Genomic DNA, 21,516 nt, shown 5'->3' on the forward strand with positions numbered 1-21,516 from the left:
AGTGGGAATGAAGCGCCTGATCTTGACGCGACATGCGAAATCGAGCTGGGATGATCCTTTGACGCCGGACCATGACCGGCCCTTGAACGAACGCGGCCGGGCCGCGGCGGCGGATCTGGGGCAGTGGCTGGCCAGCCGGGGCTATGTGCCGGGGCAGGTGCTGTGCTCGGATGCGGCGCGGACGCGCAAGACCTGGGCGGGGATTGCGCCCGCCCTCCCCGCGACGCCGGTGCTGGAGCTGAAACCCTCGCTTTATCATGCCGGGCCCGATGTGATGCTGGCGGTGCTTCGGCATGCCACCGACGACACGGTGATGATGATCGGGCATAACCCTGGCATTGCCGAGTTTGCGACTCGGTTGGTGGCGCATGCTCCGGTCAATCCCGAGTTTTCCCGCTATCCGACCGGGGCCACGCTGGTGGTGGATTTTGTCGCCTCCTCGTGGGCGGATGTGGGTTATGGGCAGGGTGTGGTGGACGATTTCATCGTGCCGCGGGAGATCATGGCCTGAGACTGCCCGTAGATGCACCTGTGTTGCAAGCTGTGGAAATTAATAAAATCAAAGGTTTGAACTTTTGATCTTTGCCAACTATTCAAAATCGCCCTATTCCATGGCACATCGGGCACCGCTTGCGGCGGTGCCCGGTTTCAGGCATGACGCGTGATCAGGATCTAAAACAAGGCGACAGCCCATGGATTATGCAAAATCAGGCAACCCGAAACTGAGCAAGGATCAGGGCCGCCAGAAAGACCCCAGCGCCAAGCCGGGCAAGGAATTGAAGGCCAAGGCACCGACCAAGACCCCGAACCTTCGGCCCAGCAAGGAAGAACTGCTGGAGCGGATGAAGGCCAAGACGGCGTCCAAAAGCGCCGAGTGACGCACCTACCACCGGCAAAGGGTCGCTCAGCCTTTGATCAGGCGAAGATCAGCGCGATCTGACTTTCGTCCAGCAGCGTCCACTGACCGGGGGACAGGTCTTCCGGCAGGGACAGCCCACCCAAACTCTCGCGGTGCAGGTCTTCGACATGGTTGCCGATGGCCGCAAACATGCGGCGCACCTGATGATAGCGACCTTCGGTTACCGTCAGAAGGGCATTGGTGTCGGAGATCACCTGCAGATGTGCTGGGGCCAGCGGCTTCGCCTCACCCTCCAGCATCAGAGTGCCTGACGCGAACAGCGCGGCCTCGGTGCCAGCCAGCGGGCGGGCCAGCCGGGCGTGATAGGTTTTGCAGACGTGACGGCGCGGGCTGATCACCCGGTGCAGCAGCGCGCCATCATCGGTCAGCAGCAACAGGCCCGACGTCTGCTTGTCGAGCCGCCCAATGGTGGAAATCGCCGGGCTGCGCTGCCGCCAGCGTGGGGGCAAGATGTCATAAACCAGCGGCCCGGCTTCCTTGTGCGAACAGGTCATGCCAAGAGGCTTGTTCAAAAGGATGACCAGTCCCGCAACCGGATCAAGCGGTTGACCGGCGATCTTCATCCGGCTGGGCAAGTCGGGGGTGACAGCGATGCGGGCGGATGCGTCCGGCAGCGCGGTGCCGTCCAGCAAAATGCGGCCCGCCTTGGCCAGTTGCCCCATTTCGCTGCGCGAGCCATAGCCCATCGACGACAGGAGCTTGTCAACGCGGGTGGTCGGGGGCTTGGCCATGGTCTTTTCTGCTTTCCCGGCTGGTGCGTCTTGGCTGCTTGCACCGCTTTTCGGACAGGACGTGCCGGGACACAAGATGCAAAAAGGGCCCCGAAGGGCCCTTTTCCTGCCGGTTGAGGCGCGTGTCAGTGCCCGAGGATCTGCGACAGGAACAACTTGGTCCGGTCGCTTTGCGGGTTGTTAAAGAACTCTTTCGGATTGTTCTGTTCGACAATCTGGCCCTGATCCATGAAGATCACCCGATTGGCGACAGCCTGCGCAAAGCCCATCTCGTGCGTGACGCAGAGCATGGTCATGCCCTCTTCCGCCAGTTCGATCATGGTGTCGAGCACCTCTTTGATCATCTCGGGGTCGAGCGCGGAGGTGGGTTCATCGAAAAGCATGATGCGGGGTTTCATGCACAAGGACCGCGCGATGGCGACACGCTGCTGCTGGCCGCCCGAAAGCTGGCCGGGGTATTTGTTGGCCTGTTCCGGAATTTTGACCTTGCGCAGGTAGTGCATGGCGACTTCTTCGGCCTCTTTCTTCGGGGTCTTGCGGACCCAGATCGGGGCGAGCGTCAGGTTTTCCAGAATGGTCAGATGCGGGAACAGGTTGAAGTGCTGGAACACCATGCCAACCTCGGACCGGACCTTGTCGATGTTTTTCAGGTCGGACGTCAGTTCGGTGCCGTCGACAATGATCTGGCCCTGCTGGTGTTCTTCCAGCCGGTTGATGCAGCGGATCAGGGTGGATTTGCCCGAACCGGATGGGCCGCAGATCACGATCCGCTCCCCCCGGTTGACGGTCATGTTGATGTCGCGCAACACATGAAAAGTGCCGTACCACTTGTTCATCTGGGTGATCTGTATGGCGACTTCGTCGCTGACCTTCATCTGGCTCGGGTCAATCTGGCGGGCAGTCAGGTCGAGGGCTGTGGCTTCGGACATGTTCCGGCTCCCTTAGCGATGATCGGTTTTCAGCTTGGATTCCAGATACATCGAGTACCGGGACATGCCAAAGCAGAAGAGAAAAAAGATAGCGCCGACGAAGATGTAGGGTTCCCAATAGATCCCCTTCCAGTCGGTGGAGGCGCGCACGGCGTCAGTGATGCCCTTGAGGGGGTCAAGCAGGCCCACGAAGACCACCAGCGTGGTGTCCTTGAACAGGCCGATGAAGGTCGACACGATGCCGGGGATCGAGATTTTCAGCGCCTGCGGCATGATGATCAGGCGTTGGGCTTTCCAATAATCCAGCCCCAGTGCATCGGCGGCTTCGTACTGGCCGCGCGGCAGGGCGGCGAGACCGCCGCGCACCACTTCGGCGATATAGGCTGCAGCGAACAGGACCACCATGATGATGACGCGCAGGATGATGTCGAAATCGGTGCCCGGCGGCAGGAAATAGTTGAGCAGCAAGGATGCCGTGAACAGCAGGGTGATCAGCGGTACGCCCCGGATGAATTCGATGAAGCCGACCGACAGTTTGTTCACGATGAACATGTCTGACTGACGGCCAAGCGCCAGCATGACCCCAAGCGGCAAGGAAAAGGCGATACCGGTGAAGCCAATGGTGAAGGCAAGGATGAAGCCGCCGAATTCCCGCGAGCGCACACCTTGGAGCGCGATCGGAAGGATGGACTGAAGGGCATCTGCGGCGGGGCCGGCGAGGAACAGCCACCAAAGCACCGGTGCAAGGACGGCGGCGATGGTGGCAAGGATGGTTCCGGCCACGGGCTGCACAACTTTGACAGCCGCGTAGCCGATGGCAAAGCCCGCCACCGCCATGACCGGCACCCAAACCGAGCCGCCCCACAAGAGCCAGAAGCCGACCGCAGGGTAGATCAGCGAAAACCAAAGCATCTTGCGCGGCAGTCTGTCGAACAGCACAGGTGCGACGGCAACGCAAAGCAGCACAAAGGCCAGCACCGGACGCCAGTAGAGGTGCGAGGGGTAGAAGCCGAACAGGTATTGCGGCCAGCGTTCGCGGATCACCGCCCAGCAGGCACCGGTGACGCCTTCGCCCCAGCGGTCTGCGATGATCTGGCGGCATTCGGACAGGCTGCCCGCATTCCAGACCGAACGTGACAGCCAGGGTGCGATGCCGATGACAAGGTAGGCCACCACCACGATGCCCAGCACGGTCAGGATACCGTTCAGGATGGAGGAGAACAGGTTTTCGCGCACCCACTTGACCGCCCCGGCCTCGGTTAGCGGCGGGGCCTGTTCGGGCAGCATTTCGGTGCGGACGAAGGTGCTTGTGCTGGTGTTCATCTCAGCGCTCCTTCAGTTTGACGGAATTGTTGTAGACGTTCATCGCCGATGAGATCAGCAGGCTGACGATCAGGTAGATCAGCATCAGAAGCATCATTGCCTCCAGTCCCCGCCCGGTCTGGTTCAGCGTGATGCCGCCCAGCGTGCCGCGCAGATCCATGTAGCCGACCGCGATGGCAAGCGACGAGTTCTTGGTGAGATTGAGGTATTGCGAGATCAGCGGCGGGATGATGACCCGAAGCGCCTGCGGCAGAATGATCAGGTTCATCGTGCGGCCAGGGCGCAGACCAAGGGCGAAAGCCGCCTCGGACTGCCCGCGTGAGATGGCGTTGATCCCGGCGCGCACGATTTCGGCGATGAAGGCGGCGGTATACAGCGTCAGCGCCAGCCAGAGTGCCACCAGCGAGTTTGACACCTGCAGCCCGCCGGTGAAGTTGAAGCCTTGCAGCGAAGGGCTGTCCAGATGCGTGCCAAGGGCCAAGAGGACCAGAAAGATCGGCCCGAACAGGGCAAGGGTGCACTGCCACCAGGTGGTTGGGCGGTCGCCGGTGGCTTCCTGAATGCGGGTGGCGCGGCGCAGGATGAAGCGGTTGAGCAAAAACCCCCCCACCAATGCGGCGACAATCGCCGCCAGATCAAGGTTCAGCCACAGCGGGCCCAACGGCAGCCAGCCAAGCGAGCGGTCAAACATCGGCCACGGAATGGCGGTATAGCGGTTGGTGAAGGCCACCGTATCGAACATCACCATCGACGCGGCCGGCGTATCACCACGGAATGCGTTAGGGGCCGGAAATGCCTCGGTAAAGATGGTGTAGATCATCAAGATCCACAAAAGCAGCGGGATGTTGCGGAAAATCTCTACATAAACAGTCATCAGCCGGGCGATGACCCAGTTGTTTGACAGGCGCAGAACCCCGGCAATGACACCCACAACCGTGGCCGCGATACAGCCCAGAAAGGCGATCAGCAGCGTGTTGAGCAGCCCGACCAGCGTGGCGCGGGCATGAGTGCTGTCATTGGTGTATTCCACCAGTGTCTGATTGATGTCATATCCGGCGCGGTTCCACAGAAACCCGAAGTCGATCCCCCGCCCCAGTGCTGCCAGATTGCTCAGCAGGTTGTCGATCAGCCAGGCAACCCCCAGCATGACAAGCATCAGCACGACGATCTGGATGGTGATGGAACGATAGCGGGTGTCGTAGATGAGCATCCCGAGCCGAAAGCCAGCTTTCGGTTCTTCCGTGACTACGGCCATTTATTTTCCCCTGAAGTCCGCGCGGTCCCGGGCTTTGCCCTTGTGTGTGGGGATGCTCCCCCGACGCTGCGGATTACCCTGTTCTTGCTTTTGGAAAGGTCTGCTTTTGAAAGAGGCGCGCCATACAGGCGCGCCCCGATGTCTTAGCCGATCAACGGAACGGCGGGGTATAGAGCAGACCGCCCTGGGTCCACTGTGCGTTCAGCCCGCGCGCCAGACCGATCGGGGTCGATTCACCGATCGTTGCCGCGAAGATCTCGCCATAGTTGCCGCCGGCCTTGATCGCGTTCAGGGCCCAGTTGGCCTCCAGCCCGATCATTCCGCCCAGATTGTCCGAGGTGCCCAGCAAGCGCTGAACTTCCGGGTTTTGCGACGAGGTCGCCAGCTCGTCGATGTTGGCCGAGGTGATGCCGAATTCTTCGGCAGCGACCAGAGCGTTCATCGTCCAGCGGACCACATCACCCCATTCGCTGTCGCCATGGCGCACTGCAGGCCCAAGCGGTTCTTTGGAGATGATTTCCGGCAGGATGACGTGGTTTTCCGGGTCTGCAAAAGCAGCGCGGGTGGCCGCCAGACCGGAAGCGTCGGTGGTATAGGCGTCGCAGGCACCAGCCAGATACTGCTGTTCGCCTTCGGCGTTGGTCTCAATCGGAACCGCCGTATAGGTCATGTTGTTGGCCTTGAAGTAGTCGGCCAGGTTCAGTTCCGTGGTGGTACCGGTCTGGATGCAGATCGTGGCACCGTTCAGCTCTTTGGCTGAAGACACGCCCAGATCGTTGCGGACCATGAAGCCCTGACCGTCATAGTAGTTCACGCCAACGAAATCCATTTTCAGGTCCGTATCGCGCGAGAAGGTCCAGGTGGTGTTGCGGATCAGCATGTCGATCCGGCCCGAGGTCAGCTGTTCAAAACGGTCCGACGAGGTCGTGGGGATATAGACCACTTTCGAGGCATCGCCGAAGATCGCGCCAGCAACGGCTTTGCACAGAGCCACGTCAAAGCCCTGCCAGTTGCCGCTTGCGTCCGGAGCGGCGAAGCCGACCAGACCGGTGTTGACGCCACAGTTCAGTTCGCCACGGTCCTTGACGGTTTGAAGCGTCGAGGTGCCCTGCGCCAGTGCCGCGCCTGCAAGCAGGGTGGTGGCCGCGAGGGTGCCGAGGAATACGGATTGTTTCATTCTTACCTCATCCTGAGTTGTCGGCATTGTGCCGACGTTTTTTATGCCCCGAGGCCGGTTGATGGGCGGACGGGGGCGAAACTAGTGGAGGTGAGCCTCTCCCAGTTGGGTTAGTTTCCTCCGAAGCGGTTTGAAAGGTCAAGCGGGTCGCGGAAATTTGCCTAAATTCTTTGCAGAATAACGCTTTAGAGGCTGCTGCGGGCAAGCTTGCACCGCAATGCCTGCGTTTTGAGCAGGATTGTTACCCGCACAATGCAAAGAATCGCTCTGCGGTGAGCAAGGCATCGCGGCGCAGGGCCTCCATCGCGGCGGCGTCTTCATCTGTGCCCCAGAGCTCATTCTGCCAGGATTCGTCGATTCGGCTGAGGGCAAAAGCCTCCGCCCCGGTCAGCCGCCGCCGCGTGACGGCAAGGCCCAGAATCAGCGAGCCAGAAATGGCCACAAGGTCATGCACGGCGGCCAGCTGGAAGGGCCCAAGTGCCGCCACATGGGCGCGCAGGCGGGCAGCGCTGGCGTCGGGTTGCGACACCGGGATGACCCCTTGGGTGACCTTCAGCGGCGCTTGAAGTGCGTCGCGCGCCCAGTCCAGTAACGGATCCCAGCCCGCCGCCTGCCGGTCGATCAGCGGCTGCGGCGCGGTGGCACGGTAGCACAAGAGATCAGTGCTGCCGTAATTTGCTATCTCATCCACTACGCCGTCCACTTGCGGCGCGACCTTGTCGATCGCGGAATTGGCAGCGCGGGTCAGCGGCATGGTGTCGGGCCGGATCAGGCCCTGCTGCTGGTCCCATTCGGCGGCGATAGCCTGCGCCATGGCAAGCCCGGGCAACACCAGAGGCTGCTTGGCCGGGGTCTTGACTGGCTTTGCATCCAGTCGGACGGTGAAACCGCCGTCACAGGCTTCGGCCTGCGCCGCAGCCCAGAACCGTTTGGCCGCCCAGGTGCTCACCGTAGGCTCTCGAATGGGTCGGCTGGCACGTCTTTCTCGTTCCAGTCCAACAGCTTCCAGGTCCGCGCCATGTGTTCTGGCAAGGGTGCGGTGAAGGTCATCATCTCTTTGGTGATCGGGTGCTGGACCGACAGGCTGCGGGCATGCAGGTGCATCTTTTTGGACATCTCGCCCCCCGCCTGCGCGCCCCAGCCGTCGCCCATGTTTTCCTGCGCCGTACTGCCGTATTTGCCATCACCGATGATCGGGTGGCCCAGTTCGGCCAGATGCGCGCGCAGCTGGTGCGTGCGGCCTGTCACCGGCTCCAGCGCCATCCACGACATGCGGGTGCCAAGGAACCAGAGCGTGAAGAAATCGGTGTGCGCACGCTTGGCATCGGGAAAGTCCGACATCTTGGCCGGGTGGATGCAGAGCATCTTCTCGCCCTCGCCCCGCCCGCCGCCGGGGGCCTTCATCAGCCCGTATTTGATCGACCCTTGCCGCGGGTGCGGCACCCCGGCGACCAGCGCCCAATAGATCTTGCGGGTGTTACGGTGGCGCAACGCCTCGGACAGCGCGCGCGCGACACGGTCGGTGCGCGCCAGCATCAACAGGCCCGAGGTATCCTTGTCCAAGCGGTGCACCAGTTTGGGCTTGTCCTTGTAGCCGAATTTCAAGGCTTCTGCCAACCCGTCCACATGACGCTCTCCCTGCCCTGATCCGCCTTGCGACGGCAGGCCGGCGGGCTTGTTCAGGATGATGATATGCTCATCCTTCCACAGCACCGCGTTCTGAATCAGCTTAGTATCGGCGGCGGAAATCCTGCTTTCAGGCGACCGGCTTGGCGCTTCGGTATCCGGCAAGGGCGGGACGCGGATGGTCTGGCCGGGCGCGATGCGGTCAGCCGCCTTGGCCCGCGCGCCATCGACCCGGATCTGCCCGGTGCGGCACATCTTTTCGACATGGCCTTGCGTCAGCTGCGGAAAGCGGCGCTTGAACCATTTGTCCAGCCGCTGTTCGCCTTCGTCTTCGGACACCGTCAGGGTTTTCACGCCACTCATATCATCGACCTTGCAAGTTGGAGGCCCGCGCCGAGCGCGCTGAGCGAAAGAATGACCGAGGCCCCGACATAGCCGAAGGAGAGCCAGCTCTCCCCGCGCTCCCACAGGCTGATGGCGTCGAGCGAAAAGGCCGAGAATGTGGTGAACCCGCCAAGGATGCCGGTCATCAGAAACGGGGCCAGACGCATGCCGCCCTTTTCCGCCAGCACCACCACCAGCATCCCCATCAGGAACGACCCTGCGACGTTGATCATCAGTGTGCCAAAGGGAAAGCCGGTGCCAAACAGGCGCAGGCTGCCAAGCTGCACCAGATAGCGCAGCGACGCACCAATGGCCCCCCCAAGGGCGACATGAGACAGGGTCATTATCATGCCCCGGTCTTTGCGTCTGTTGGGGGGAATTGTCAACGTGCGCGCGCAAAAGGTGGCGTCGGTGCGCCTTTCCCCGGGCCAGCAACGTTTCGAAACACTCCCGACGAGAGCCCTCTCGCCAAGCACACTGTCAGCCACTCTGCCGCTTTGCCCGCAACTTGGCGAAATACTCCACCCGCTTTTTCAGCTCGCGCTCATAGCCGCGTTCGGGGGGCAAATAGAACACCGGGCGCTTCATGCCTTCGGGGAAGTAGTCCTGCCCGGAAAAGCCATCCTCGGCCTCGTGATCGTAAGCATAGCCCGACCCATAGCCGATATCCTTCATCATTTTGGTCGGTGCGTTCAGAATGTGGCGTGGCGGCATCTGGCTGCCGGTCTCGCGCGCAGACGCCCGTGCCGCCTTGTAGGCGACATAGACCGCGTTCGATTTGGGCGCGAGCGCAAGGTAGACCACCGCATTGGCAAGCGCCAGTTCACCCTCGGGGCTGCCAAGGCGTTCATATGTGTTCCACGCGTCCAGACAGACCGAATGGGCCTGCGGTTCGGCAAGGCCTATGTCCTCCACCGCCATCCGGGTTAGGCGACGGGCGAGGAATCGCGGGTCTTCGCCACCTTCCAGCATGCGGGCGAACCAGTAGAGGGCTGCGTCCGGGTCCGACCCGCGCACCGATTTGTGCAAGGCAGAGATCAGGTTGTAGTGTTCCTCGCCCGATTTGTCGTATTTCGCGGCGCGGCGCATCAGCCGTTTGGCCAGCTGGTCGCGGTCGATGGGTTTTTCCACCCGCCACGCCGCCACCTGCTCGATCAGGTTCAAAAGCGCCCGCCCATCGCCATCGGCCATTTCCAGAAGCGCCTCGCGCGCTTCACCGGTCAGGGGCAGTACCCGGTCGATTTCCTTTTCGGCGCGCTGCATCATGCGTTCCAGATCGGCGAGCGAAAGGCGCTCCAGCACGATGACCTGCGCGCGCGACATCAATGCCGCGTTAAGCTCGAAACTCGGGTTTTCGGTGGTGGCCCCGACCAGAAGGATGGTGCCGTCTTCCATGTGCGGCAAGAAGCCGTCCTGCTGCGCCTTGTTGAAGCGATGGATTTCGTCAACAAAAAGCAGCGTGCCCTGCCCGTTCTGCCGACGGATCTTGGCGGATTGGAACACCTTGCGCAGATCGGGCACGCCGGTGAAAATCGCGGAGATCTGGACAAAGGCAAGATCGGTTTCCTGCGCCAACAGCCGTGCAATCGTGGTCTTGCCCACGCCGGGCGGACCCCAGAGGATGAGAGAGGACAGCGATTTCGCCGCCAGCATCGCCCCCAGCGGCCCCTCTGGCCCAAGCACCTGCGCCTGCCCGATCACTTGCGCCAACGTCTGCGGGCGCAGCCGGTCAGCCAAAGGACGCGGGCCATCGGCTTTCGGGGTCGCGCTCGCGGTGTCGAAAAGGTCTGCCATGGGACCAACCTACGCCGCTGCGCGCACAACCGCTAGAGCCGGAAACGCAGGCGCAGGATCTGACCGCCCCGGTTCACGTCGATGGCCCAGAGCCGGGTTTGCTCCTGCGCGGCAGTGGCCACATCTTGCGGGTCGGCGATGGCGCGGCCGTTGATCGACAACAGCACGTCGCCGGGGCGCAGCCCCACTTGCGCGGCCAGATCCTGCGCCGCCGTCACCACCACGCCTGCGGCGTCCATCAGCAGGCCCATTTCGGCCATCAGCGCAGGGTTGATGCGCGCCACGCTCAGTCCCCGCAGGGCAACCGGGTCGGTGATGCTGACCGGATCGCGGGACGGCACCTCGGGCGGCGCGATCAGGGTGACATCGACGGTCGAGGTGCCATTCTCGTGCAGGTAGGTCACCGGCACCGTGGCCCCGATGCCAAGGGCTGACAGGCGGAAGATCATCTCTTGCGGGGTGTTCGTCGGCTCGCCGGCGACGGACAGCACCACATCGCCGGGACGAAGGCCTGCTGCGGCAAAGGGGCTTTCCGGGTGCAGATCGGAGATCAGCACGCCATCGGGGCGCGGCAGACCCATCGCCGCTGCAAGCCCGGCATCCATCGCCTGCCCGTTCACCCCAGCCCAAGGCCGTTTAAACCGCGTGCCGCCCGCCACCGCCTGCGCCACCACCGTTTCCACCAAGTTGGCGGGGATCGCAAAACCGATGCCGTTCGAGCCGCCCGAGCGGGTCAGGATCGCCGTGTTGATGCCGACCAGCCGCCCTTGCATATCCACCAGCGCGCCACCCGAATTGCCCGGGTTGATCGCCGCATCGGTCTGGATGAAATAGCCGCGCCCCAGTTCGACCGAGCTGCGCGCAAGGCCCGAGACGATGCCCGACGACACCGTCTGCCCCACCCCGAACGGGTTGCCGATGGCCAGCACCAGATCGCCCACCTCCACGTCATCCGAATCTCGGAAGCTCAGCGCGGGCAGATCGGTCGCATCCTGCAGACGCAGGATCGCCAGATCGCTTTCCTCATCACCAAGGATCAGGTCGGCGGCATATTCGCGGCGGTCGTTCAGCACGACGCGAATCTGGGTCGCCCGGCCGACCACGTGATAATTTGACACCACGATGCCATCCGCCGAGACGATCACACCCGACCCCAGCGAGTTCTGCACGCGGGGCTGGCTTTGACCGTAGCCGTTGAAGAACTGGTCAAAGAAGGGGTCGCCGGCAAAGGGGGATAGGCGTTCCTCGACCACGCGGCTGGCGTAGATGTTGACCACGGCGGGAGCGGTGGATTTGACCACGGGAGCGAAGCTGAGGCTGATCTCCACAGCGTTGGCCGGGGGACGGGTCTCAACCTGCGCTGCAAGCGGGGCGGCGAAGATCAGCGACAACGGCAGGATCAGAGCGGTGATGCGGTGCATGATGGGCGTCCCTGTGGGGTTTTGGCAGCGATATGGCAAAATCGCGCCCGTTTTCAACCGCCTCATCCGCAAAACAAAACCCGCCCCTGTTGCCAAGGGCGGGCTTAGAAAAAAACGGTGGCCGGGTGGCTTATTCTGCCTCGAACGCTTCGGTGCGCGCGTGGTCGGCGGCGCCTTTGGCATTCGGATCGCGGTCAACAAACTCGATGATCGCCATCGGGGCCATGTCGCCATAGCGGAAGCCGGCCTTCAGCACGCGCACATAACCGCCAGCGCGGTCCTTGTAGCGGGGGCCGAGGATTTCGAACAGCCGCGCGGTGTGCATGTCCTGCTTGAGCTGCGAATGGGCCTGACGGCGGGCGTGCAGATCGCCGCGCTTGGCCAGCGTGATCAGCTTTTCGATGATCGGACGCAATTCCTTGGCTTTCGGCAAGGTGGTCTTGATCTGTTCGTGTTCAATCAGCGAACCGGCCATGTTGGCGAACATCGCCTTGCGGTGTTCATGGGTCCGGTTCAGTTTGCGGTAGCCGTTCGAATGACGCATGGGAATCTCCTAAAGACGCGTGTTTTGCTTTGTCCGGTGCGGCCTACGATTGGCTGCACTCACCTTGGGGCCGTGTGGCCCATGTTGTCCCCGGCAGTCCGGGCATTTGTAGCTGGGGGGCGTTGCCGCCCCCCGATTGTCAGAACTGGTCTTCGAAACGCTTGGCCAGATCTTCGATGTTCTCTGGCGGCCAGTCTTCGACTTCCATGCCAAGGTGCAGACCCATGCCCGACAGCACTTCCTTGATCTCGTTCAAGGACTTGCGGCCAAAGTTCGGGGTGCGGAGCATTTCGGCTTCGGTTTTCTGGATCAGATCGCCAATGTAGACGATGTTGTCGTTCTTCAGGCAGTTGGCAGACCGGACCGAAAGTTCCAGCTCGTCAACTTTCTTCAGAAGCAGTGGGTTGAATTCAAGCCCTGCATCGACTTCGCCCAGTTTCGCAGATTCCGGCTCGTCGAAGTTAACGAAGATCGACAGCTGGTCCTGCAAGATGCGCGCGGCATAGGCCACGGCGTCATCCGGCGTCAGCGAGCCATCGGTTTCCACCTTCATCGTCAGCTTGTCATAGTCCAGCACCTGACCTTCGCGGGTGGGCTGCACTTCGTAGCTGACTTTCTTCACCGGCGAATAGATCGCATCGATCGGGATCAGACCGATCGGCGCGTCTTCGGGGCGGTTCTTGTCGGCCGAGACATAGCCTTTGCCGGTGTTCACGGTCAGCTCCATGAACACATCTGCACCGTCATCCAGGTGGCAGATCACGTGTTCGCGGTTCAGAATCTCGATGCCGTTCGATTCCGAGATATCCGCCGCCGTCACAACGCCCGGACCCTTGGCCGAGATCGACAGGCGCTTTGGCCCCTCGACGTCCATCTTGATGGACACGCCTTTCAGGTTCAGCACGATGTCGGTCACGTCTTCGCGCACGCCAGCGACGCTAGAAAATTCGTGCAGCACGTTATCGATCTGTACAGATGTGATGGCCGCGCCTTGAAGGCTGCTCATCAACACGCGGCGCAGTGCGTTGCCCAGCGTCAAGCCAAAGCCGCGCTCCAGCGGTTCTGCAATCACGGTCGCCACGCGCGCTGCGTCCGAACCCGGTTTCACAACCAGTTGGGTCGGTTTGATCAGTTCTTGCCAGTTCTTATGGATCATGCTGTCGCCTCCATTCTTGTCCCATTGCCCATGTCCAGCAAGCGGTGGGACGCCCGAGGGTCCTTAAATGCCGAAATCGGGCCGTGCGATGTCGCACGGCCCGACAGTATGCTTGTCAATCAGACGCGACGACGCTTTGGCGGGCGGCAGCCGTTGTGCGCCAGCGGCGTCACGTCGCGGATCGAGGTGATGTTCAGGCCAACAGCCGCAAGCGCGCGCAGCGCCGATTCACGGCCCGAACCCGGACCCTGCACTTCAACCTCAACGGTCTTCATGCCATGTTCCTGAGCTTTGCGGGCCGCATCTTCAGCTGCCATCTGCGCCGCATAAGGCGTCGACTTGCGCGAGCCCTTGAAGCCCATGGTGCCCGAGGACGACCAGGAAATCGCGTTGCCCTGAACGTCGGAAATCAGGATCTTGGTGTTGTTGAACGAAGAGTTCACATGAACCACGCCAGCGGCGATGTTCTTGCGCTCTTTTTTCTTGGTGCGGGATGCTTTTGTATCGCGTGCCATATCTGTGTGCTCCCCTTATTTCTTCTTGCCAGCGATGGCTTTTGCGGGGCCCTTGCGGGTGCGAGCATTGGTATGGGTGCGCTGACCGCGGACCGGCAGGCCCTTGCGGTGACGCAGGCCGCGGTAGCAGCCAAGGTCCATCAGACGCTTGATGTTCATCGAGACTTCGCGACGCAGGTCACCTTCAACGGTGAAGTTCGCGTCGATGAATTCGCGGATCGCCAGAACTTCGGCATCCGACAGCTCATTTACGCGACGAGCGCGGTCGATGTTGAGCGAAGCGCAGACGGCTTCGGCATTGGCGGGGCCAATACCGGTGATGTAAGTGAGGGCGATCGGAACCCGTTTCTGGGTCGGAATGTTAACGCCAGCAATACGTGCCAAACGTGTGTCCTTTTCAATGTTGCGGTTCCGTGGTGCCAGAACCTTTTTTCACAACTCCATCAGGGCATGGCCCGGATGACGCTCTTCCCGGAAATGGGAAACCTCGGCACGATTCCATGCCGGGACGCTGTGCTTTATGGTCAAACGCCGCCCTCGTCAAGGGCGGCGACGGTGAATTCAAGGTTTGTCAAGAATTTTCGCGATGTCCGCTGTAACCGCGTCCATTTCCGCCAGACCGTCAACGGAGCGCAAGGCCCCCTTGGCATAGTAATAGCCGATCAGCGGCGCGGTGTTCTTGTAGTACTCGCGGAGGCGTACTTCGAACACCTCGGGGGTGTCGTCACGCCGCACGGGCTCGCCATTCAGGCGCGCCTCTTCGGCGCGCTTGACGATGCGACCGACAAGGGCCGCATCATCGACCGAAAGCTCGATCACCGCGTCCAGTGCCAGACCTTTACCCGCAAGCAGATCGGCAAGCGCGTCGGCCTGTTTCAGCGTGCGCGGAAAGCCGTCAAAGATGAAACCGCCGGCGGTACCCTTGGTCAGCTGCTCATCGATGAGGCCGATGACGATTTCATCGGTGACCAGCGCGCCCCGCTCCATCACCTCGGCCACGCGGCGGCCCATTTCGGTGCCGCTGGTCTTGGCCGCGCGCAGCATGTCGCCGGTGGACAGCTGGACCATGCCACGCTCTTCGACCAGCCGTTTGGCCTGCGTCCCTTTACCGGCCCCGGGAGGCCCCAGCAGAATGATGTTTGCCATGGGTCAGCGCCGTGTAGGGGTCTTGGGCGTGGTCTTTTTGCGACCGCGCAACTGCGATTTCTCGATCAGGCCTTCATATTGGTGCGCCAAAAGATGCGACTGCACCTGATTGATCGTGTCCATCGTCACCGACACCACGATCAGCACCGAGGTGCCGCCGAAGTAGAAAGTGAAGCCGAACTGATTGCGCAGAATTTCGGGCAACAGACAGACAGCCGCCAGATAGGCCGACCCCAGCACCAGGATACGCGTCACCACGTATTCCAGATACTCTTCAGTCTTTTTGCCGGGACGGATGCCGGGGATAAAGCCGTTCTGATTCTTAAGATTCTCCGCCACATCCTCGACCTTGAAGGCGACGTTGTAGGTGTAGAAAAAGCTGAAGAACACGATCATGCCGGTAAAGAACAACAGGTACAGCGGCTGACCGGGGCCAAAATAGGCCAGAATGGTCGACATCACCGGCCCGGTCTGCTGGCCTGAGAAGGTGGACACTGTCACGGGCAGCAGCAGCAGAGACGAGGCAAAGATCGCCGGGATCACGCCTGCCGGGTTGACCTTGACGGGCAGGTGGCTTGACCCGCCATCATAAACCTTCATCCCGACCTGGCGACGGGGATACTGGATGTGGATCTTGCGCAGCGCGCGTTCCATGAAGACTACGAAGGCGATGACGGCGATCACCATCACGATCACCCCGATGATCACAACGGGCGAAATCGCGCCCGAGCGGCCCTGGCTGAGGAATTGCGCAATGGCAGCAGGCAGTTCAGCGACAATACCGACGAAGATGATCAGCGAGATGCCGTTGCCGATGCCGCGTGCGGTGATCTGTTCACCCAGCCACATCAGGAACATGGTGCCGCCGACCAGTGTGATCATGCAGGCCGCCTTGAAGAACAGGCCCGGATCATGCGCAAGACCCCCGGCCTCAAGACTGGCAGCGATGCCCCAGGCCTGAAACGTCGCCAGAAACACCGTGCCGTAGCGGGTGTACTGGTTGATCTTCTTGCGGCCCTGCTCGCCTTCTTTCTTCAGCTGCTCCAGCGCCGGCACCATGGCCGTCATCAGCTGCACGATGATCGAGGCCGAGATGTAGGGCATGATCCCGAGGGCAAAGATGCCCATCCGGCTGATCGCGCCGCCGGTGAACATGTTCAGGATGCCGCCGATCCCTGCCCCCGCATCCTCCATAAAGGCCCGCAGTTGCACGCCATCAATGCCGGGCACCGGAATATAGGTGCCAAGCCGATAGACGATCAGCAGGCCGATGGTAAAAAAGATACGCTGGCGGAGGTCGGTCGCCTTGCCAAGGGCGCCCCAGCTGAGGTTCGCCGCCATTTGCTCTGCCGCAGATGCCATGTCCGGTCTCTTTCAAAGACAGCGCCGCCGGACCGTTCTCCGGTCGGCGGCGCGGGAAAACTAAAGATGATGTAAGCGACCTTTGGGCCGCTCACAACACCCAATTGGCCCGAAATGGCTTACTCAGCCGCGCCAGCCGGAAGCGTGATCGACCCGCCAGCTGCCTTGATGGCCTCAACAGCCGCAGCGGATGCGCCAGACACCACCAGTTTGACAGCCGATTTGATCTCGCCCTTGTTCAGGATGCGGATGCCGTCGCGCTTGTGGTTGGTCAGGCCAGCAGCCACCAGCATGTCTTCGGTCAGGTCAAGCTTTGTGTCAAGCTTGCCGGCCTCAACGAATTTCTCGATCAGGCCCAGGTTGATGACCGCATATTCCTTGCGGTTCGGCTTGGTGAAGCCGCGCTTTGGCAGGCGGCGGTACAGCGGCATCTGGCCGCCTTCGTAGCCGCCGATGGCGACGCCCGAACGCGATTTCTGGCCCTTGATACCACGGCCAGCGGTCTTGCCCTTGCCCGAACCGGGGCCACGGGCAACGCGCTTTTGCTTCTTGTTCGCGCCGTCATTGTCACGAAGTTCATTCAATTTCATGTCGCACTCTCCATCGCCGGAACATCCCCGCCTGCGACGGGAGGGGACAACACAGCATTTCTTGTTGATTCTGTGACCATGTTGGTCACTGAAGGCGTATAGTGGCTGTGGCGGTGGTAGGCAAGTGCATTGGCAAGTGCCGGATGGCGGGGTTAACCCCGCCCTACCCCACTTCCAGATAAGGGCGTGTTGAGTGCTAAGCCATGCGTAGAGCGGGAGTATTCCCGCCACTCATTGCCCCTACCCCGCCGCCGGATAGCTGCCGTCGGCGTCGTGCTTTTCCTCTCCGGTCAGGGCGGGAGTAAAGACGCAGATGATCCGCATATTGCCCCGCTGTGCCCGCAGGATGTGTTCTTCGTGCCGGTCCAGCACATAGACCGTACCGGGGGTCAGGGAGAACACTTCGTTGGTCACCACATTCTGCACCTCGCCCTCGCCTTCGATGACGTAATTGGTCTCGATGTGGTTTTTATAATGCAGCACCTGCTGGGTTCCTTCCTTGCAAATCGTATCATGCAAGGAATAGCCAAGCCCATCCGCCGCTAGCAAAATCCGGCGACTTTCAAAGCTATCACCTTTCACGTGGGCGGCGGTGTCGAGGATGGAAGCGAGAGAGCGGACAATCATGGGGACCTCTGGTGCGGTGGATACCCAATGGTGCTGTCGCAAGCGGCCTTACGTCAAGGCGTCAGTGGCAATGCACCCGGCCTTGAGAGTTGTCCATGTGGCAGCACTGCCCAGGGGGCGAGCTTTTACGGCAGCCGCCGCCATGGGCCTGTGCTTGCAGACCGAAACTGGCCAAGCTGATAAAGACAAGTGTCGACATAAAAAGACGCACGAAAGGACCCAGACTTAAATATTAACGAATATGAACAAGCGTTAACAAACATTCAGCACATCACCTTAAGAAAACGCCCCGTGGTTTCCCACGGGGCGCATTTGAATAGGCACGGCGGGCTAACCCGCCATACCTTATCCGCGCTCTTCGATGATCTTCACAAGATGCGAGATCTTGTTGACCATGCCGCGCACGGAAGGCGTATCTTCCAGCTCGCGGGTGCGGTTCATCTTGTTCAGGCCCAGACCCTTCAGGGTCGCAGTCTGAATGGCCGGGCGGCGGGCGGCGGATGCCACCTGCTGCACGACGATGGTTTTCTTTGCTTCGGTCATGATCAGGCCTCCTGCACTTCAGCTTCGGGCTTCTTCAGGATCTCGGCCACCTTCTTGCCGCGACGTGCAGCAACCTGGCGGGGCGAGGTCTCTGCTTTCAGACCGTCGATGGTGGCACGGATCATGTTGTAGGGGTTCTGCGAGCCGATTGACTTCGCAACAACGTCCTGGATCCCCAGCATCTCGAACACGGCGCGCATCGGACCACCGGCGATGATGCCGGTGCCCGCAACGGCGGTGCGCATCACGACTTTTCCGGCGCCGTGACGGCCTTCCATGTCGTGGTGCAGGGTGCGGCTGTCCTTCAGCGGCACACGGATCATCTGGCGCTTGGCCTGTTCCGTTGCCTTGCGGATTGCCTCCGGCACTTCCTTGGCCTTGCCCTTGCCGAAGCCGACGCGACCACGCTGGTCGCCGACCACAACAAGTGCTGCAAAGCCAAAGCGCTTGCCGCCCTTGACGGTTTTCGAAACACGGTTGATCGCGACCAGACGGTCAGCGAATTCGGGCGTTTCCTCACGGGAGTCCTGACGACGATCTCCGCCGCGGCCCCGATTTTCACGTTCTGCCATATCCAAACTCCTCAGAACTTCAGGCCGCCTTCACGGGCAGCGTCGGCCAAAGCCTTGATCTTACCGTGAAAGAGGAAACCACCACGATCGAAGAACACTTCTTCAACCCCGGCCTTCTTCGCCCGCTCTGCAATCGCAGCGCCGATTTTGGCCGCAGCCTCGACGTTGTTCTTGCCGATCAGACCCAGATCTTTCTCCAGCGTGGAGGCAGACGCAACGGTCACGCCTTTCACGTCGTCGATCAACTGGACGCTGATGTTCTTGGACGACCGATGCACGGACAGGCGCAGGCGCCCGTTCGACATCGCCTTGATTTTGTTCCGGACGCGCAGGCGGCGCTTGAGGAACAGCTCTCTTTTGTTCAAAGCCATTTTGCCACCCTTACTTCTTCTTACCTTCTTTGCGGAAGATGAACTCACCCTTATAGCGGATGCCCTTGCCCTTGTACGGCTCGGGCTTGCGCCATTCGCGGATGTTCGCGGCGACCTGGCCAACAAGCTGCTGGTCGATCCCTTCCACAACGATTTCGGTCTGCTTCGGAGACGTGACAGTCACGCCAGCCGGAACGGCGAAGTTGACCTCATGGCTATAGCCGAGCGACAGCTTCAGAACATTGCCAGCGACCGCAGCACGGTAACCAACGCCCTGAATCTCAAGCTCTTTCTTGAAGCCGGTCGAGACGCCCTGAACCAGGTTGTCGACCATCGACCGTGCCATGCCCCACTGCTGACGCGCGCGCTTCGAGGCGCCGCGCGGCGTCACCCTGATTTCTTCGCCTTCGACAGTGATCGTGACATCGTCGGTTGCAGTAAAGCTGCGGGTGCCTTTCGGCCCCTTCACTTCGACAGTCTGGCCGGACACCGACGCCGAGACGCCTTTGACCAGAGAGACGGGTTTCTTGCCGATACGAGACATTGCACCCTCCTCAGAATACGGTGCAGAGCACTTCGCCGCCAACATTGGCGGAGCGTGCAGCTGCATCGGACATGACGCCTTTCGGCGTCGACACAATCGAGACACCCAGGCCATTGCGGACCGACGGGATGTCCTTGACGCCCATGTACACACGGCGGCCCGGCTTGGATACGCGCTTGATTTCGCGGATCACAGGGGTTCCTTCGTAGTACTTGAGCGAGATCACGAATTCGCCCTGACCGTTGTCGGTCGGGTTCTTTTCGTAACCGCGGATGTAACCTTCCGACAGCAGCACATCCAGAACCCGGCCGCGCAGCGTGGACGCCGGCGTCGAGACAGTGGATTTGCCGCGCATCTGAGAGTTGCGGATGCGGGTCAGCATATCGCCGATAGGATCATTCACAGGCATATCTGCTCTCCCTTACCAGCTGGACTTGACCATGCCCGGGATCTGACCAAACGAGGCCAGTTCACGCAGCATGATCCGCGACAGTTTCAGCTTACGATAGTAAGCATGCGGGCGACCCGTCAGCTGGCAGCGGTTGTGCAACCGGACAGCAGACGAATTGCGGGGCAGTTGTGCCAGCTTCAGGGTTGCGCCGAAGCGCTCTTCCATCGGCTTGGATTGGTCTTCGATCACCGTCTTGAGTGCTGCACGCCGCGAAGCATATTGCTTCACAAGTTTGGCGCGCTTCACTTCGCGGTTCACCATGGATTTTTTTGCCATAACTCTGGTTCCTCGCGCTTACGACGTGAAGGGCATGTTGAAATGCTTCAACAGCGACTTGGCTTCCGCATCGGTTTTCGCGTTCGTGCAGATGATGATGTCCATACCCAGAACTTCATCAACTTTATCGAAGTTGATTTCCGGGAACACGATGTGTTCTTTCAGGCCCATGGCATAGTTGCCACGGCCGTCGAACGACGAGCCTTTGACGCCACGAAAGTCACGGACGCGCGGCAGGGCCACGTTGATCAGACGGTCCAGAAATTCGTACATCTTGTCGCCGCGCAGCGTTACCTTGCAGCCCAGCGGCATCAGTTCCCGCACGCGGAAGCCGGCAATCGACTTCTTGGCATGGGTGATGACAGCCTTCTGACCGGCGATCAGCGACAGCTCTTCAGCGGCCTGTTTCACCTTCTTGGTGTCCTTGACCGCTTCGCCTACGCCCATGTTCAGGACAATCTTGTCCAGACGCGGGATCTGCATGTCGTTCTTGTACGCGAATTCTTCCTTCATCGCAGCGCGAATCTTGGAACCGTATTCGCCTTTCAGGCGCGGGGTGTATGTGGCTTGGTCTAACATCAGATTGCATCCCCCGTCGTCTTGGCAAAACGCACCTTCTTGTCGCCATCCATGCGGAAGCCGACGCGCGTGGGTTTGCCGTTCTTGTCCACGATCGCCAGGTTCGACAGGTCGATCGGCATGGACTTGGCAACACGACCGCCTTGCGACCCAGCAGATTGCTTGGTGTGGCGGATGGCGACGTTGATGTTCTCGACGACGGCTTTGTGGGCAGTCGGGTTCACCGAGGCGATTTCGCCCTGCTTGCCCTTGTCCTTGCCGGTCAGCACGATGACGGTGTCACCCTTTTTGAGTTTCGCAGCCATCAGAGCACCTCCGGAGCCAGCGAGATGATCTTCATGAAGTTCTTGGCGCGCAGTTCCCGCACGACCGGCCCGAAGATACGCGTGCCCACTGGCTCACCCTGGTTGTTCAGGATGACAGCGGCGTTGCGGTCAAAACGGATGGCGGTGCCGTCTTCACGACGAACCTCTTTGGCGGTGCGCACGACAACGGCTTTACGCACGTCGCCCTTTTTGACACGGCCTTTTGGAATAGCTTCCTTGACCGACACCACGATGATGTCGCCCACGGATGCATAGCGGCGGTGTGAACCGCCCAGAACCTTGATGCACTGAACTCGGCGAGCGCCGGAGTTATCAGCAACATCCAGATTGGTCTGCATCTGGATCATTTGGTTTC

The 21,516-nt window shown here is 60.9% G+C and carries 29 protein-coding genes; 2 read left to right on the top strand and 27 right to left on the bottom strand.

The features are described 5' to 3' along the window. The first annotated feature begins 7 nt into the window (after positions 1 to 7). Positions 8 to 511: a SixA phosphatase family protein gene (locus EEB11_RS16745; RefSeq protein WP_135433326.1), complete on the top strand. Its 504-nt coding sequence runs from the start codon at positions 8 to 10 to the stop codon at positions 509 to 511. Positions 512 to 692: 181 nt separating this feature from the next. Beyond that, positions 693 to 878, top strand: coding sequence for a hypothetical protein (locus EEB11_RS16750; protein ID WP_135433328.1), 186 nt, complete (start codon positions 693 to 695; stop codon positions 876 to 878). Between the two features lie 37 nt (positions 879 to 915). On the opposite strand, the gene EEB11_RS16755 is transcribed toward EEB11_RS16750, so the two are convergent. From EEB11_RS16755 to rplN, 27 genes are all read right to left on the bottom strand, one after another. Then, positions 916 to 1,650, bottom strand: a complete 735-nt coding sequence (locus tag EEB11_RS16755) for a pseudouridine synthase (RefSeq protein ID WP_135433330.1) — start codon at positions 1,648 to 1,650, stop codon at positions 916 to 918. Between the two features lie 125 nt (positions 1,651 to 1,775). After that, the gene (locus tag EEB11_RS16760; RefSeq protein WP_135433332.1) at positions 1,776 to 2,579 is read right to left on the bottom strand and encodes an amino acid ABC transporter ATP-binding protein; all 804 of its coding nucleotides are present in this window, start codon (positions 2,577 to 2,579) and stop codon (positions 1,776 to 1,778) included. Positions 2,580 to 2,591: 12 nt separating this feature from the next. Next, on the bottom strand, positions 2,592 to 3,902 hold the full coding sequence (locus EEB11_RS16765) for an amino acid ABC transporter permease (protein WP_135433334.1): 1,311 nt from the start codon (positions 3,900 to 3,902) through the stop codon (positions 2,592 to 2,594). 1 nt (position 3,903) lies between these two features. Continuing rightward, positions 3,904 to 5,157 (bottom strand): amino acid ABC transporter permease, encoded by a 1,254-nt coding sequence (locus tag EEB11_RS16770; protein ID WP_135433336.1) that lies wholly within the window; start codon positions 5,155 to 5,157, stop codon positions 3,904 to 3,906. A gap of 151 nt (positions 5,158 to 5,308) precedes the next feature. After that, positions 5,309 to 6,334, bottom strand: a complete 1,026-nt coding sequence (locus EEB11_RS16775) for an amino acid ABC transporter substrate-binding protein (protein WP_135433338.1) — start codon at positions 6,332 to 6,334, stop codon at positions 5,309 to 5,311. A 241-nt stretch (positions 6,335 to 6,575) separates the two neighbouring features. Continuing rightward, entirely contained in the window at positions 6,576 to 7,283 is a 708-nt protein-coding gene (locus tag EEB11_RS16780) for an ATP12 family chaperone protein (RefSeq protein WP_135433340.1), read from the bottom strand. Continuing rightward, positions 7,280 to 8,323, bottom strand: a complete 1,044-nt coding sequence (locus tag EEB11_RS16785; protein ID WP_135433342.1) for an RluA family pseudouridine synthase — start codon at positions 8,321 to 8,323, stop codon at positions 7,280 to 7,282. The genes EEB11_RS16780 and EEB11_RS16785 overlap by 4 nt, the downstream gene beginning before the upstream one ends. Beyond that, positions 8,320 to 8,694 carry a fluoride efflux transporter CrcB gene (crcB, locus tag EEB11_RS16790; RefSeq protein ID WP_135433344.1) on the bottom strand — a complete coding sequence of 125 codons (375 nt, stop codon included), beginning with the start codon at positions 8,692 to 8,694 and terminating at the stop codon, positions 8,320 to 8,322. The genes EEB11_RS16785 and crcB overlap by 4 nt, the downstream gene beginning before the upstream one ends. Positions 8,695 to 8,824: 130 nt before the next feature. Then, a complete protein-coding gene (locus tag EEB11_RS16795) occupies positions 8,825 to 10,138 on the bottom strand; it encodes a replication-associated recombination protein A (protein ID WP_135433346.1) in 1,314 nt (437 codons plus the stop codon). A gap of 32 nt (positions 10,139 to 10,170) precedes the next feature. After that, on the bottom strand, positions 10,171 to 11,559 hold the full coding sequence (locus EEB11_RS16800) for a Do family serine endopeptidase (RefSeq protein ID WP_167852782.1): 1,389 nt from the start codon (positions 11,557 to 11,559) through the stop codon (positions 10,171 to 10,173). A gap of 130 nt (positions 11,560 to 11,689) precedes the next feature. Beyond that, on the bottom strand, positions 11,690 to 12,103 hold the full coding sequence (gene rplQ, locus EEB11_RS16805; protein WP_118149541.1) for a 50S ribosomal protein L17: 414 nt from the start codon (positions 12,101 to 12,103) through the stop codon (positions 11,690 to 11,692). Between the two features lie 139 nt (positions 12,104 to 12,242). Beyond that, positions 12,243 to 13,259 carry a DNA-directed RNA polymerase subunit alpha gene (locus EEB11_RS16810; RefSeq protein WP_135433348.1) on the bottom strand — a complete coding sequence of 339 codons (1,017 nt, stop codon included), beginning with the start codon at positions 13,257 to 13,259 and terminating at the stop codon, positions 12,243 to 12,245. Positions 13,260 to 13,378: 119 nt separating this feature from the next. Further along, the gene (rpsK, locus tag EEB11_RS16815) at positions 13,379 to 13,774 is read right to left on the bottom strand and encodes a 30S ribosomal protein S11 (RefSeq protein ID WP_103334365.1); all 396 of its coding nucleotides are present in this window, start codon (positions 13,772 to 13,774) and stop codon (positions 13,379 to 13,381) included. Positions 13,775 to 13,789: 15 nt separating this feature from the next. Then, positions 13,790 to 14,158 carry a 30S ribosomal protein S13 gene (gene rpsM / locus EEB11_RS16820; RefSeq protein WP_135433350.1) on the bottom strand — a complete coding sequence of 123 codons (369 nt, stop codon included), beginning with the start codon at positions 14,156 to 14,158 and terminating at the stop codon, positions 13,790 to 13,792. A 177-nt stretch (positions 14,159 to 14,335) separates the two neighbouring features. Then, complete coding sequence (locus tag EEB11_RS16825; protein ID WP_135433352.1) at positions 14,336 to 14,920, bottom strand: adenylate kinase; 585 nt, start codon at positions 14,918 to 14,920, stop codon at positions 14,336 to 14,338. A 3-nt stretch (positions 14,921 to 14,923) separates the two neighbouring features. Beyond that, positions 14,924 to 16,282, bottom strand: coding sequence for a preprotein translocase subunit SecY (gene secY / locus EEB11_RS16830; RefSeq protein WP_135433354.1), 1,359 nt, complete (start codon positions 16,280 to 16,282; stop codon positions 14,924 to 14,926). Between the two features lie 119 nt (positions 16,283 to 16,401). Next, a complete protein-coding gene (rplO, locus tag EEB11_RS16835) occupies positions 16,402 to 16,872 on the bottom strand; it encodes a 50S ribosomal protein L15 (protein ID WP_135433356.1) in 471 nt (156 codons plus the stop codon). A gap of 240 nt (positions 16,873 to 17,112) precedes the next feature. Then, the gene (locus EEB11_RS16840) at positions 17,113 to 17,499 is read right to left on the bottom strand and encodes an ectoine synthase (RefSeq protein ID WP_135433358.1); all 387 of its coding nucleotides are present in this window, start codon (positions 17,497 to 17,499) and stop codon (positions 17,113 to 17,115) included. Positions 17,500 to 17,844: 345 nt separating this feature from the next. After that, positions 17,845 to 18,042 carry a 50S ribosomal protein L30 gene (rpmD, locus tag EEB11_RS16845; protein ID WP_103334359.1) on the bottom strand — a complete coding sequence of 66 codons (198 nt, stop codon included), beginning with the start codon at positions 18,040 to 18,042 and terminating at the stop codon, positions 17,845 to 17,847. A 2-nt stretch (positions 18,043 to 18,044) separates the two neighbouring features. Continuing rightward, positions 18,045 to 18,614, bottom strand: a complete 570-nt coding sequence (gene rpsE / locus EEB11_RS16850) for a 30S ribosomal protein S5 (protein ID WP_103334358.1) — start codon at positions 18,612 to 18,614, stop codon at positions 18,045 to 18,047. Positions 18,615 to 18,625: 11 nt separating this feature from the next. Beyond that, a complete protein-coding gene (rplR, locus tag EEB11_RS16855; protein WP_103334357.1) occupies positions 18,626 to 18,985 on the bottom strand; it encodes a 50S ribosomal protein L18 in 360 nt (119 codons plus the stop codon). A gap of 10 nt (positions 18,986 to 18,995) precedes the next feature. Beyond that, positions 18,996 to 19,529 (bottom strand): 50S ribosomal protein L6, encoded by a 534-nt coding sequence (gene rplF, locus EEB11_RS16860; protein ID WP_135433359.1) that lies wholly within the window; start codon positions 19,527 to 19,529, stop codon positions 18,996 to 18,998. Between the two features lie 10 nt (positions 19,530 to 19,539). Then, entirely contained in the window at positions 19,540 to 19,938 is a 399-nt protein-coding gene (gene rpsH, locus EEB11_RS16865) for a 30S ribosomal protein S8 (RefSeq protein WP_100195939.1), read from the bottom strand. 12 nt (positions 19,939 to 19,950) lie between these two features. After that, a complete protein-coding gene (gene rpsN / locus EEB11_RS16870) occupies positions 19,951 to 20,256 on the bottom strand; it encodes a 30S ribosomal protein S14 (protein WP_135433361.1) in 306 nt (101 codons plus the stop codon). 18 nt (positions 20,257 to 20,274) lie between these two features. Beyond that, positions 20,275 to 20,835 (bottom strand): 50S ribosomal protein L5, encoded by a 561-nt coding sequence (rplE, locus tag EEB11_RS16875; RefSeq protein ID WP_135433363.1) that lies wholly within the window; start codon positions 20,833 to 20,835, stop codon positions 20,275 to 20,277. Beyond that, complete coding sequence (gene rplX / locus EEB11_RS16880) at positions 20,835 to 21,140, bottom strand: 50S ribosomal protein L24 (protein WP_135433365.1); 306 nt, start codon at positions 21,138 to 21,140, stop codon at positions 20,835 to 20,837. Before rplX ends, rplE begins: the two co-directional genes overlap by 1 nt. After that, positions 21,140 to 21,508, bottom strand: a complete 369-nt coding sequence (gene rplN, locus EEB11_RS16885; RefSeq protein WP_013066055.1) for a 50S ribosomal protein L14 — start codon at positions 21,506 to 21,508, stop codon at positions 21,140 to 21,142. The genes rplX and rplN overlap by 1 nt, the downstream gene beginning before the upstream one ends. Positions 21,509 to 21,516: the final 8 nt, after the last annotated feature.

This window comes from Pseudotabrizicola sediminis (assembly GCF_004745575.1).
GTDB lineage: Bacteria > Pseudomonadota > Alphaproteobacteria > Rhodobacterales > Rhodobacteraceae > Pseudotabrizicola > Pseudotabrizicola sediminis.